This is a genomic window from uncultured Jannaschia sp. (genome assembly GCF_947503795.1).
Classification (GTDB): domain Bacteria; phylum Pseudomonadota; class Alphaproteobacteria; order Rhodobacterales; family Rhodobacteraceae; genus Jannaschia.
On sequence record NZ_CANNEZ010000001.1, the window covers coordinates 1,774,120 to 1,785,357 of the forward strand.

Here is an 11,238-nt window from a genome sequence, read left to right on the forward strand (position 1 = left end):
CGCCCTGCCCGCGCCCCTGCTAACCCCTCCGCCTATGTTCATCTCGCTCGAAGGCATCGACGGGTCCGGCAAGTCGACCCAGGCCCATCTCCTCGCCGACCATCTCGAGGCGTCGGGCCACACGGTCCTGCGCACCCGCGAGCCCGGCGGCAGCAGCGGCGCCGAGGCGATCCGCGCGCTGCTGGTCGAGGGCGATCCCGGCCGCTGGTCGCCGGTCACGGAACTCCTGCTCTACAACGCCGCGCGGCGTGACAATCTCGAACGCCGCATCGAGCCCGCGCTCGCGGCGGGCCACTGGGTCGTCACCGACCGCTGGACCGACAGCACGCGGGTCTACCAGTCGACGCGCGGCGGCGACCGCGGGATGGTCGACGCGATGCAGGACCTGGTCATCGGGCGCGAGCCGGACCTGACCTTCGTGATCGACATGGACCCGGACACGGCGCTCCGGCGCGGCCTCGCCCGACCGGGCGCCGAGGATCGGTTCGAACAGCTCGGGGCGGACTTCCAACGCACGGTTCGCGACGGCTACGCCGCGCTTGCACGCGACTTCCCCGAGCGGGTCCGCATCGTCGACGGCGACGCCGATCCCGAGACGGTCGCGGCCCGCGTCCGCGCCCTTCTGCCATGAGCGACGACGCCCTCCCCGAGCCGGACCGGCTGGGTGCGTTTCCCCACCCGCGCGAGACCGCGCAGCTTTTCGGTCAAGACGCCGCCGAGGCCGTCTTTCTCGATGCCTGGAACACCGGGCGCCTGCATCACGGCTGGCTTCTGACCGGGCCGCGCGGGGTGGGCAAGGCCACACTCGCCTGGCGGATCGCGCGGTTTCTGCTGACCGATCCGCCGCGCCATGCCGACACGCTCGACGCGCCCGAGGGCCATCCCGCCCTGCCCCGCATCCGTGCGCTCTCCGAGCCGGGCCTGATGCTGCTGCGCCGCCCGTGGGACGAGAAAACCAAGAAATTGCGCGATGTCATCACCGTCGATGCCGCGCGGCGGCTGGGCGGCTTCTTCGCGATGTCGGCGGGCGGGCGGCGTGTCGTCATCGTGGACGCCGCAGACGACCTGAACCCCAACGCCGCGAACGCGATCCTGAAGCTTCTGGAGGAGTCACCCGCCGCGGCCACGCTTCTCCTGGTGGCGCATCAGCCCGCGCGCCTCCTGCCGACGATCCGGTCGCGCTGCCGCGTCCTCCGGCTGGGGCCACTTGCCCCGGATGCGCTGGACGCCGCGATCACGCAGGCCGGAGGCGATCCGGCTTCGGCCGCGCTGGCCGACGGATCGGTGGGTGCCGCGCTGATGCTGGCCGAAGGCGGGACCGAGACCTACGAGGCGCTACTGGATCTCATGTCGCAAAGCCCGATGGACCGGCCCACGGCGCGCAAACTCGCCGATGCCTGCGCGGGTCGCGCGGGCGCGGAGCGGCTGGCCCGCACGCTCGAAGCCATTGACCGGCTCCTGCACCGTGCGGCGCGCGCGGGCCTGCTGGGGCCGCCCGCGGATGCCCCCGAGGCCGAGGCGCGCGTTCTCGCACGCCTTGCACCCCATGACCGCGCCGCCCGCGACTGGGCCGCGCTGGCGCAGCAGGTGGGCGACCGCGCCGCCCACGCGCGCGCCGTGAACGTCGACCCCGCGGCGATCGTCTGGGACGCGCTGGCCGCGATCGATGCGCAGGCGCGCCGCGTCTGACGGGGTTGCGGCGGCGCGGCCCCTCGCCTAGCCCCCTCGCCCATGGAACCGAAGATCACCGACAGCCACTGCCACCTCGACTTCCCGCAATTCGAGGGCGAGTTGCCCGACCTTCTGGCGCGCGCCGCCGAGGCAGGCGTTCACCGCATGGTCACGATCTGCACCAAGCTGCGTCAGGCCGATCAGGTCCGCGCCCTGTCCGACGCGCACGCGCCGATTTTCTGGGCCGCCGGCACGCACCCGATGTCCGCCGCGGGCGAGCCCCTGGCCACGGTGGACGACCTTCTGGCACTGGCGGCGCATCCCAAGATGGTCGGGATCGGCGAGACGGGGCTCGACTACCACTACACCGCGGAGAGCATGGCCGTGCAGCAGGAGAGCCTGCGCATCCATATCGAGGCCGCACGCCGCACCGGCCTGCCGCTCATCATCCACAGCCGCGACGCGGATGACGACATGGCCCGGATCCTGACAGAGGAACATCGCGCCGCGCCCTATACATGCGTCATGCATTGCTTCAGCTCGGGGCCCGCGCTGGCCGAGGCGGCGCTCGACCTCGGGTTCTATCTCAGCATGTCGGGCATCGCGGCCTTCCCGAAATCGCAGCCACTGCGCGACATCTTCGCCGCCGCGCCGCTCGACCGCATCCTTGTCGAGACCGACAGCCCCTATCTCGCCCCCCCGCCCCATCGCGGACGGCGCAACGAGCCGGGATACGTCGCGCACACCGCCCGCGCCGGGGCCGAGGCGTTCGGGATGGATTACGCGGCGTTCGCCGCGGCGACCGAGACGAACTTCGAGCGGCTGTTCACCAAGGTGCGCGACTACTCGATCGCGCCGTAGACCGTCAGGTCCGCGATCCGGCGTTCGGTCAGCCGCGTCAGGCAGAGCGGCCCGGCCAGATCCTCGGCGCGCGTGCCCGCCACCAGAAGCGCCTCGGCCGCGCAGGCCGCATCGCGATAGGTCAGGAACACCTCCTGCGAGGCCCGCAGCGCGTCTTCGGCGGTGACGCCCTCTGGCGCGGCCGCCGCCTCGTCCAGCACTTGGGCCTGCACCAGCGCGAGGCGGTAGGTCTCGTCCATGACGGCATCGGCCTCGGCCCAGCCGTTCTGCGCGCAGACCACCATCTCGCCCGGCATCAGACCGTCCGCGGCGCAGTCGAGCACGTCCTGCGCGGCCACCGGCCCCGCCAGCACCAGCGACAGGAGCAGCGCCGCTCTCACCGCCGCGCCCGCGTCAGACGGCGCGAATTGGCCCGCGTCGTGCGCCCGATCGGCGCCAGCGCGGCCGAATAGACCGCAACCGGCGTCGCCCCGGCCATCATCGCCATGGTCGCGGCACGTCCGGCATCGACGAAGGCGGATTGCTTCTCGGTCACCATCCGCAGGTTCTCGCCCTTGGTCGCAGGCAGGACGCCCGCCATCCCGAGCATGCGCATCCCGATCACGGTCTGCGCCTCGGCCAGCATATGCGCCGTTCGCATCTGCAGTTTGATCAGGTCCCACATTCGAGGATTCGCCTTCGTTGCTCGGGGCCTCCCGACGGGGAAACGCACCATGACTTCAATTGGTTCGCGCAAGGCCGCCGGTCAAGGCTCGCCGCGCTGGATCCGGGCCCAGATGCGCTTGCCGAACAGCCCCAACAGCGCCCCCAGCGCCAGCAGGAAGGCCGAACTGTCGATCCCGAGGATCGCGCAGACCACGGCGGCCAGCATCAGGATCACCAGAAGCGCCGTGAGATCGAACTCGTGCGGCGTGATCGGCATGTCGCCCAGCCAGAGGCTTTCGGACCAGTCCTTGATCCATCGTTCCATGCGAGGCACCGCGAGGCCGGTCAGGATGCCGATGATGAGATTGAGCAGGATCATGGTACGCGCCTCCGGGCAGAACGGGTCGGACAGCCCCTACCATGCGCCAGGGCCCCCGCCTTCGCAACGCGGCGCTGGCCAAGGCGCGCACCGGACGCTAACCCGGCGGCCATGGAGAGCCTCACGATCCGCCGCCCCGACGACTGGCACCTGCACCTGCGCGACGGCGACATGCTGCGCGCCGTCGCCCCCGAAAGCCGCGACATGGGCCGGGCCATCGTGATGCCCAACCTCGTGCCGCCGGTGGTGACCCATGACGACGCGCGCGCCTATCGCGAGCGCATCGTCGCCGCGGGCTTCGCACGTCCCCTGATGACGCTCTACCTGACCGAAGGCACCGACCCGGACGATGTCGTTGCCGCCCACGCGGCCGGCACGATCACGGCGGTGAAGCTCTATCCCGCGGGGGCCACCACGAACTCCGCTTCGGGCGTGCGGTCGATCGAGGCGGTGCGCCCAGTGCTGGCGGCGATGGAAGGGGCGGGCGTGCCGCTCTGCCTGCATGGCGAAGTGACGGATCGCGAGATCGACATTTTCGACCGCGAGGCGCGGTTTCTCGACGACGTGCTGACCCCACTCCGCGCGGCGCATCCCGAGCTGAAGCTGACGCTGGAGCATGTCACCACCTCCGAGGCGGTCGACTGGGTCCGCGGTCATCCGGGCGTGGGTGCCACGATCACGGTCCAGCACCTGATGGCCAACCGCAACGACATGCTGGCCGGGGGCCTGCGCCCGCATTTCTATTGCCTGCCGATCCTCAAGCGGGGCCGCCATCAGGAGGCCCTCCGCGCGGCCGCCACCTCGGGCGACGCGGCGTTCTTCCTCGGGACCGACAGCGCGCCCCATCCGACCCACGCCAAGGAAGCGACCTGCTGTGCGGCGGGCTGCTTCACCGCGCCCATCGCGCTGGCCTGCTACGCCCATGTCTTCGAGGAGGAGGGCGCGCTCGACCAGCTGGAAGCCTTCGCCTCGCTCAACGGACCCGCCCATTACGGCCTGCCGCCCAACGCGGACACCGTGACCCTGACGCGCGGCGCGGCCCTCGATCTGCCACCGCGCATCGACGCCCACGGCCAGTCCGTCACGCTCTTCGATCCCGGCCATCCGCTCCACTGGCACATCCACTAGGCCCGATTATTCGTACAAATAATCGCCCCCCGCGCCCGAGGTATCCGCATGATCCCCACGACCTATCCCCCCGCCACCGAGATCGCCCGCCTGACCGCGCGCGCGCTGCTCGAAGTCGGAGCCGTGCATTTCAATGCCCGCGAGCCCTTCATCCTCGCCTCAGGCAAGCCCAGTCCGACCTATATCGATTGCCGCAAGCTCATCTCCTACCCGCGCATCCGCGCGACGCTGATGGACTTCCTCACCGTCACCGTGATGCGCGACGCGGGGCTCGAGGCATTCGACAACGTGGCCGGTGGCGAGACAGCGGGCATCCCCTTCGCGGCCCTCGTGGCCGAGCGGATGGCGCTGCCGATGACCTATGTGCGCAAGAAACCGAAGGGCTACGGCCGCAATGCCCGGATCGAAGGCGCGATGACCGAGGGCCAGCGCGTCCTGCTGATCGAGGACATGACGACCGATGGCGGCTCGAAGCTGAGCTTCGTCGACGCGATTCGCGAGACCGGTGCGACCTGCGCCCATACCGGCGTCATCTTCAGCTACGGCATCTTCCCCGAGATCGACCGCACGCTGGGCGATCACGGCGTGACGCTGCATGCCTGCGCGACGTGGTGGGACGTGCTGGCCGAAGCCAAGACCGAAGGCCGCTTCGACGCCGAGACGCTGGGCGGGGTCGAAGCATTCCTGAACGATCCCCGTGGGTGGCAGGCCGCCCATGCGACGGACGGGGCTTGACCGACGGCGCGTCGCGGTCTGCAAGTGACGGGCGGGCGGACACGGACCACCCGCGTCGCCGACCCGAGGCCGCCCATGCGCATCGCCATCCTTCTGTTACCGCTTCTCGCCGCTTGTGCGCTCGCCCGGCCCTCGCCCGAGGCAGCGCGGGACGCGGCGCGGCGGATCAACGGGATGTCCACCGCCGCGCTCTGGCAGATACAGGCGACGACGCCGGACATGGTCGAGCTGTCGCAGGTCGAAGCCGAGCTGGGCAGCCGGGACGTTGTCGCCGCAGGCAACACCTATCTCGGTCGTCGCAGCCTCGCGCGGGCGCGTCCGGGCCGCTACCGCCGACCCGCGCAGGACGACCCCTCGCTCGACGGGATCGACTGCTCCGATTTCATCACCGGCGCCGCCGCGCAGGCTGAACTCATGGGCTCCGGCGGGCCCTGGAACGACCGCCACCGCCTGGACGAGGACGGCGACGGCCTCGCCTGTGGCTGGAAAGCGGATCTCGAGCGCATCCGCGCGGACGTGACCCGGCGCGGATAGAACTTTCGCTCCGGGCCAAGGGCTTGCGCTCTTCTCCCCAGCAAAGATCGGCTTGCTCACAGCCTGCCCACAGGGCCCGGATTGCCGGGGCGCGGGCCGGTCTGATAGGTCGGGGCACGGCGACAGCAGTGGAAACAGCCGGGCGGTGAACGTCCGCGGGCGGGGGCAGTGTCATGAACGAGATCGCACGACTGGATCAGCAGGCTTCGGCAGCTCATGACGTCACGCTGCCGCACAATATCGAAGCCGAGCAGCAGCTTCTCGGCGCGCTCCTGACCAATAACGACCTCTACGACCGGGCGTCGTCGATCATCCGGGGCGAGCATTTCTATGACCCGGTCCACGAGCGCATCTACGAGATCTGCGCGGCCCGCATCCAGAAGAACGCGCTGGCCTCGCCGGTGACGCTGAAGCCCTTCCTCGAGGAGGACGAGGGGCTGCGCGCGCTGGGTGGGCCGTCCTACCTCGTGACGCTGGCAGCCTCGGCGGTGGCGGCCTACGCGGTGCGCGACTACGCGCAGATGATCTACGACCTGGCCATCCGGCGCGAGCTGATCGCACTCGGCCGGGACATCGCGGCGCAGGCCAACGACGTCACCGTCGAGACCGAGCCCGCCGACCAGATCGTGGATGCCGAGGCGAAGCTCTACGCGCTGGCCGAGCAGGGCAAATCCGAGAAGGGCTTCCAGTCCTTCCTGTGGGCGATCAAACAGGCGGTGGACGTGGCCAACGCCGCCTACCAGCGCGACGGCGGGCTGGCGGGCATCTCGACCGGCCTCGTAGACATGGACAAGAAGCTGGGCGGTCTGCACCGCTCGGACCTCCTGATCCTCGCCGGCCGGCCGTCGATGGGGAAGACGTCGCTGGCGACCAACATCGCGTTCAACGTCGCCAAGGCGCACCGCCTCGGCAAGACCCATGACGGGCGCGAGGGCGCGGTCTCGGGCGGCGTCGTGGGCTTCTACTCGCTCGAGATGTCGGCCGAACAGCTCGCCGCGCGCGTGCTCTCGGAGGCGTCCGAGGTGCCCTCGGAGCAGATCCGCCGCGGCGACATGACCGAGGCCGAGTTCCGCCGCTTCGTCGAGGCCGCGAAGGAGCTGGAGAACTGCCCGCTCTTCATCGACGACACGCCCGCGCTGCCGATCGCGCAGCTCGCCGCCCGCGCCCGCCGCCAGAAGCGGGTCCACGGGCTCGACCTGCTGATCGTCGACTATCTCCAGCTCGTGACCGCGCCCGGCAAGGGCGACAGCCGCGTCAACGAGGTCTCGGCCATCACGCAGGGCCTCAAGGCCATCGCGAAGGAACTGGATATCCCGGTCATCGCGCTCAGCCAGCTGAGCCGGCAGGTCGAGAACCGCGAGGACAAGCGCCCGCAGCTTTCGGACCTTCGGGAATCGGGCTCGATCGAGCAGGACGCGGATGTCGTGATGTTCGTGTACCGCGAGGAGTACTACAAGGAACGCGAGAAGCCGGGCGACCACCAGCTCGACAAGATGGCCGAATGGCAGGCCGCCATGGAGGCCGTGCATGGCCGCGCCGAGGTCATCATCGGCAAGCAGCGCCACGGCCCCATCGGCACGGTCGAGCTCTCCTTCGAGGGCCGCTTCACCCGCTTCGGAAACCTCGTGAAGCCTTGGCAGGACGGCCGCCGCTGAGCGCGGAATTCTCTTCCGGAAGAGAATTTGCCCCGCGGCATGCGCGGTGCCTGCCGCCGGGGTCGGACCGGCATATTTGAAGAGCAAAGACCCCGGCGGGCAGGCCATGCCGCGCGCGTCGGCGCTTGACCCGGCAGGCGCGGGACGCGACACCGCGCCGATGGGTACGGGTCACCTTCATATCGATCTCGAGGCCGTCGCGGCGAACTGGCGGGCGCTCGATGCGCTGTCGGGCCCCGGCTGCGAGACGGCCGCGACGGTCAAGGCGGATGCCTACGGCCTCGGTGTCACGCAGGTCGCACCCCGTCTCTTCCGCGAAGGCGTGCGCGCCTTCTTCGTGGCCACCGCCGACGAGGGTCTGGAGCTGCGCCGCGTGCTGGGCCCCGAGCCGCGCATCTATCTCTATTACGGCCACATGCCGGGCGACACCGCGACGATCGAGCGGGCCGACCTCGTGCCTCTCATCTGCTCGCTCGACCAGCTCGAGCGCCAGATCGCGCAACTCCCCCGGCGGCCCTTCGGGCTGCAGCTCGACACGGGCATGAGCCGGCTGGGTCTGACCTTCGAGGAATGGGCGGCCGTGGCCGAACTGGCCCTGCGGGCGGGCCCGGTCCTCGTGACCTCGCATCTCGCCGCCGCCGACGATCCGGGCAGCGACCAGAGCGCGCGCCAGCTCGCGCGGTTCCACGAGATGACCGACGGCATCACCGTGCCCCGCAGCTTGGCCGCGACCGGAGGCACGCTCCTCGGGTCGGCCTACCATTTCGACATGGTGCGCCCCGGCATCGGCCTCTATGGCGGCGCGCCCTTCGCACAGGCCGAACCCGTGGCCACCCTCGATCTGCCGGTCGTGGCCTGTTTCGACATCCCGGCGGGCACGCCCGTGGGCTACAACGCCACCTGGACCGCCCCGGCGGCCACCCGCATCGCGACGATCGCGGGCGGCTATGCCGACGGGCTTCACCGCGCGCTGGCCCCCGGGATCGAGGTGATGGCCGGGCCGATCCCCTGCCCCGTCGTCGGGCGCGTCTCGATGGACCTGCTGACGGTCGATATCGGGCATCTCGACCGCGACCCCGACAGCTTGCGAATCCTCGGGCCGCATCACGGCGTCGATGCGATGGCCGCCCACGCCGGTACCATCGGATACGAGGTTCTGACCTCGCTGGGACAGCGATACCGCCGCACCTATCGCGGGTGACGTAACGGCACTTCTAGCGTCAAGACGCAGCCTGGCACCGATATCTGGGCGATTCTTTCTAAGTCTTTCGGAACTCCTAAAGATTCCGTTGCGTTCAATAGGCGGATTTCTGCTATGACTTGATCGAGCAGCCAAGAAACCCGACCGCCGCTGCCACAAAAGGGTTTGGCTATGACTGACACGACACGATCCGTTGCGATCGCCACGAGCCTGTTGCAACAGGTCTGCACCATCCTTCTCGTGCTTCTCGCGCTGGGCGCCGTCGCGGTGACCGCGGGCGCGTTCCTGGGCCTACTGCCCTGGATCGAGCTTCCGGTCGCGCTGGGCGGGGCCGAGGTCGTGAATGCGGGCATGATTGCGCAGATCGGCCTGACGGTGCTTCTCCTGATGCTGGTCGGCTACCTGCCGTCCAACGCCCGCGTCCGCCGCCTCGAGGTGACGAATCGCGACTTCCACCTTTCGATGGCCGATGTCGCGCGGGCCTATGACTACGTCCACCGCGCCGACCGCGAGGGGACCTTCCAGCTCAGCCGCGAATTCGACGCGATGCGCGACCGGATCGAGTGGATGCGCAACCATCCCGACCTCGCCGACCTCGAACATGACGTGCTGCAGATCGCCGCGCAGATGAGTGTCGAGAGCCGCGAATTGGCCGAGGTTTACAACGACGAGAAGGTCGACCGCGCCCGCTCCTTCCTGCGGCAGCGCCAGCAGGAGGTCGAGGATTACCGCCAGCGCATTTCGATGGCGCAGGCCACCGTGCAGGAGATCAAGCGTTGGATGCAGGCCGTCTCGGTCGAGGAAGGGTTGGCCGAAAAGCAGCTCGAGCGCCTTCAGTCCGACCTGGCCGAGGTTACCGACGCGCTCAAGCTGACCGGCCACGACCGCGGCCAGAATGTCGTCGGCCTGGGCCAGCGTCCCCGCCGCGAGGCGAATGGCGGCGACGCGATCGCGACCCCCGCCGAATAGACCCGGCCCACTGATCCAACGAGAAGGGCCCGGAGCATCGCACCGGGCCCTTTCTTCATCCGCGCCCGCGCAGGTTCAGAAGCGGTAGACCAGCTTCAGGCCGCCCGCGATCTCGTCGGTGCCGGTGCCGATCCCGCCGAAATCGGCGTTCATCCGCAGCGACAGTCCGTCGGTCAGGTTCACGTCGGCGCCGAACTCGATCCGGGCGGACAGCTCACCGCCATCCTTGAAGCCCGCGACCAGCGCGGTATCGGCTTCGGCGTAATCGTAATCGGCATGCAGGCCGACGAAGCCCGTCCCCATCTCCATCTGGCTGGTATAGCGGGCCCCGACCGACAGTGTGCCGAAGGTGGTCTTCGAGGTCCCGGCGCCAGCCAGCGTCCCGCCCGTGCCCTCGACCTCTTCGCGGCCGATCGAGAGCGAGGCCATCGGCGACAGGATATCGCCGTCGCCCATCGCCATGTCGTATGCGCCCGAAAAGGTCAGGGCATACAGCTCGGTGTCGCCGGTCCCGACGCCGCCGGCAGTCACCTGGTCGAAGTCACCGCGGCCCCAGATCAGGCTCGCCTCGCCGCGGTAGGCGCCGGAGCGCATCGCGACGTAGGGCTGCACGAAGTGCAGGTCGCCCGAGATGTCGAAGCCCCCCTGCACCGAGGAGAGATCCGTCGTCCCGATCGAAAGGCCCGCGACAATGTTCGCTGCGATCTCGATATCCGCGCCAAGCTGGAAGCCCGTCGCGGATTGGTCGATATCGGAGCCGCGCGCCGCGAAGCCGGTGAACTCGATCCAGCTATGGACCGGCGTGCCGCCGACGCCGCGCGTGGAGGCGAAGGTCAGCGGGGTCGTCCGGTCGAGCCCGACGCCCGCGTTCGAGCGCGCCACGTCACCGGCTTGGACAACAAAGCGCCGCGCGAGCGTCGCGAAGGCTGCATCTGCGGCGGCGAGCTGAACCGGAACCGAGGGGCCCCAGCCTAGGACGGCGCCGGAGCCGGCGAGTGAGAACGTGCCCGTTGCGGCGGAACCCCAGCCAAAGACGACGACGCTGTAATTGCCGTCGGGGACATCGATCGTGAAGATCGACAGCCCTCCGAATCCCAGCCCGTCGTCATCATAGGCCAGCGGCGCCGTGGCGACCGCGGGATCGAACGCGCCAGGGACGAGGTAGATGACGGTATCCGAAGAGCCGAAGGGATTGCTGACGGTGTCAGCCGTCGTCGTCTGCACCGTCAGCGTGCCGGTCCCATCGACGCGGATCGGTACGGCATCGAACGCCCGCGAACCGGAGCCACCGACGCTGGCCGATCCGTTATGATTGGTAGTGTTGGCCGATGTCAGCGCGCCGTCATATGTGAACGTGCTCTGAGCCTGGGCATAACCTGCCGCCAGGATCGTCGTGGCGCCCAGCGCCAGCGTTGCGATCGTCCGTTGCATTCCTGCGGTCCTCGTTACGTGAAACATTA

13 protein-coding genes are annotated in these 11,238 nt (G+C 69.5%); 9 read left to right on the plus strand and 4 right to left on the minus strand.

Translation table 11 applies throughout. The annotated features are described in order from the left end of the window. Positions 1–34: 34 nt before the first annotated feature. Genes tmk through Q0833_RS09265 form a run of 3 tightly spaced genes read left to right on the plus strand, consistent with a single transcriptional unit; the run spans position 35 to position 2,532 of the window. Complete coding sequence (gene tmk, locus Q0833_RS09255) at positions 35–631, plus strand: dTMP kinase (RefSeq protein WP_298433032.1); 597 nt, start codon at positions 35–37, stop codon at positions 629–631. Beyond that, positions 628–1,689 carry a DNA polymerase III subunit delta' gene (locus tag Q0833_RS09260; protein ID WP_298433035.1) on the plus strand — a complete coding sequence of 354 codons (1,062 nt, stop codon included), beginning with the start codon at positions 628–630 and terminating at the stop codon, positions 1,687–1,689. Before tmk ends, Q0833_RS09260 begins: the two co-directional genes overlap by 4 nt. 42 nt (positions 1,690–1,731) lie before the next feature. After that, on the plus strand, positions 1,732–2,532 hold the full coding sequence (locus Q0833_RS09265; RefSeq protein WP_298433038.1) for a TatD family hydrolase: 801 nt from the start codon (positions 1,732–1,734) through the stop codon (positions 2,530–2,532). On the opposite strand, the gene Q0833_RS09270 is transcribed toward Q0833_RS09265, so the two are convergent. The 3 genes from Q0833_RS09270 to Q0833_RS09280 all read right to left on the minus strand — a co-directional run bounded on the left by Q0833_RS09270 (position 2,514) and on the right by Q0833_RS09280 (position 3,556). Next, positions 2,514–2,912, minus strand: a complete 399-nt coding sequence (locus Q0833_RS09270) for a lysozyme inhibitor LprI family protein (RefSeq protein WP_298433041.1) — start codon at positions 2,910–2,912, stop codon at positions 2,514–2,516. The genes Q0833_RS09265 and Q0833_RS09270 overlap by 19 nt on opposite strands. Beyond that, positions 2,909–3,196 carry an antifreeze protein gene (locus tag Q0833_RS09275; protein WP_298433044.1) on the minus strand — a complete coding sequence of 96 codons (288 nt, stop codon included), beginning with the start codon at positions 3,194–3,196 and terminating at the stop codon, positions 2,909–2,911. Before Q0833_RS09275 ends, Q0833_RS09270 begins: the two co-directional genes overlap by 4 nt. A gap of 81 nt (positions 3,197–3,277) precedes the next feature. Beyond that, positions 3,278–3,556, minus strand: coding sequence for a hypothetical protein (locus tag Q0833_RS09280; RefSeq protein ID WP_298433047.1), 279 nt, complete (start codon positions 3,554–3,556; stop codon positions 3,278–3,280). Positions 3,557–3,667: 111 nt separating this feature from the next. Between Q0833_RS09280 and pyrC the strand changes: the two genes are divergently transcribed. From pyrC to Q0833_RS09310, 6 genes are all read left to right on the plus strand, one after another. Further along, positions 3,668–4,684 (plus strand): dihydroorotase, encoded by a 1,017-nt coding sequence (pyrC, locus tag Q0833_RS09285; RefSeq protein ID WP_298433050.1) that lies wholly within the window; start codon positions 3,668–3,670, stop codon positions 4,682–4,684. Between the two features lie 48 nt (positions 4,685–4,732). Next, positions 4,733–5,419: an orotate phosphoribosyltransferase gene (locus tag Q0833_RS09290; RefSeq protein ID WP_298433053.1), complete on the plus strand. Its 687-nt coding sequence runs from the start codon at positions 4,733–4,735 to the stop codon at positions 5,417–5,419. Between the two features lie 75 nt (positions 5,420–5,494). Continuing rightward, positions 5,495–5,953, plus strand: a complete 459-nt coding sequence (locus tag Q0833_RS09295) for a hypothetical protein (protein WP_298433056.1) — start codon at positions 5,495–5,497, stop codon at positions 5,951–5,953. A gap of 173 nt (positions 5,954–6,126) precedes the next feature. Continuing rightward, positions 6,127–7,608 carry a replicative DNA helicase gene (locus Q0833_RS09300; RefSeq protein ID WP_298433059.1) on the plus strand — a complete coding sequence of 494 codons (1,482 nt, stop codon included), beginning with the start codon at positions 6,127–6,129 and terminating at the stop codon, positions 7,606–7,608. A 160-nt stretch (positions 7,609–7,768) separates the two neighbouring features. Then, positions 7,769–8,809 (plus strand): alanine racemase, encoded by a 1,041-nt coding sequence (gene alr, locus Q0833_RS09305; RefSeq protein WP_298433062.1) that lies wholly within the window; start codon positions 7,769–7,771, stop codon positions 8,807–8,809. 171 nt (positions 8,810–8,980) lie between these two features. Further along, complete coding sequence (locus tag Q0833_RS09310) at positions 8,981–9,778, plus strand: DNA repair protein (protein ID WP_298433065.1); 798 nt, start codon at positions 8,981–8,983, stop codon at positions 9,776–9,778. Between the two features lie 75 nt (positions 9,779–9,853). On the opposite strand, the gene Q0833_RS09315 is transcribed toward Q0833_RS09310, so the two are convergent. After that, positions 9,854–11,209 (minus strand): hypothetical protein, encoded by a 1,356-nt coding sequence (locus Q0833_RS09315; RefSeq protein ID WP_298433068.1) that lies wholly within the window; start codon positions 11,207–11,209, stop codon positions 9,854–9,856. Positions 11,210–11,238: the final 29 nt, after the last annotated feature.

Bases quoted from the DNA above. Each gene is read 5' to 3' on its own strand.
- tmk (WP_298433032.1), top strand. From the start codon at position 35: ATGTTCATCTCGCTCGAAGGCATCGACGGGTCCGGCAAGTCGACCCAG.
- Q0833_RS09260 (WP_298433035.1), top strand. From the start codon at position 628: ATGAGCGACGACGCCCTCCCCGAGCCGGACCGGCTGGGTGCGTTTCCC.
- Q0833_RS09265 (WP_298433038.1), top strand. From the start codon at position 1,732: ATGGAACCGAAGATCACCGACAGCCACTGCCACCTCGACTTCCCGCAA.
- Q0833_RS09275 (WP_298433044.1), bottom strand. From the start codon at position 3,196: ATGTGGGACCTGATCAAACTGCAGATGCGAACGGCGCATATGCTGGCC.
- Q0833_RS09280 (WP_298433047.1), bottom strand. From the start codon at position 3,556: ATGATCCTGCTCAATCTCATCATCGGCATCCTGACCGGCCTCGCGGTG.
- pyrC (WP_298433050.1), top strand. From the start codon at position 3,668: ATGGAGAGCCTCACGATCCGCCGCCCCGACGACTGGCACCTGCACCTG.
- Q0833_RS09290 (WP_298433053.1), top strand. From the start codon at position 4,733: ATGATCCCCACGACCTATCCCCCCGCCACCGAGATCGCCCGCCTGACC.
- Q0833_RS09295 (WP_298433056.1), top strand. From the start codon at position 5,495: ATGCGCATCGCCATCCTTCTGTTACCGCTTCTCGCCGCTTGTGCGCTC.
- Q0833_RS09300 (WP_298433059.1), top strand. From the start codon at position 6,127: ATGAACGAGATCGCACGACTGGATCAGCAGGCTTCGGCAGCTCATGAC.
- alr (WP_298433062.1), top strand. From the start codon at position 7,769: ATGGGTACGGGTCACCTTCATATCGATCTCGAGGCCGTCGCGGCGAAC.
- Q0833_RS09310 (WP_298433065.1), top strand. From the start codon at position 8,981: ATGACTGACACGACACGATCCGTTGCGATCGCCACGAGCCTGTTGCAA.
- Q0833_RS09315 (WP_298433068.1), bottom strand. From the start codon at position 11,209: ATGCAACGGACGATCGCAACGCTGGCGCTGGGCGCCACGACGATCCTG.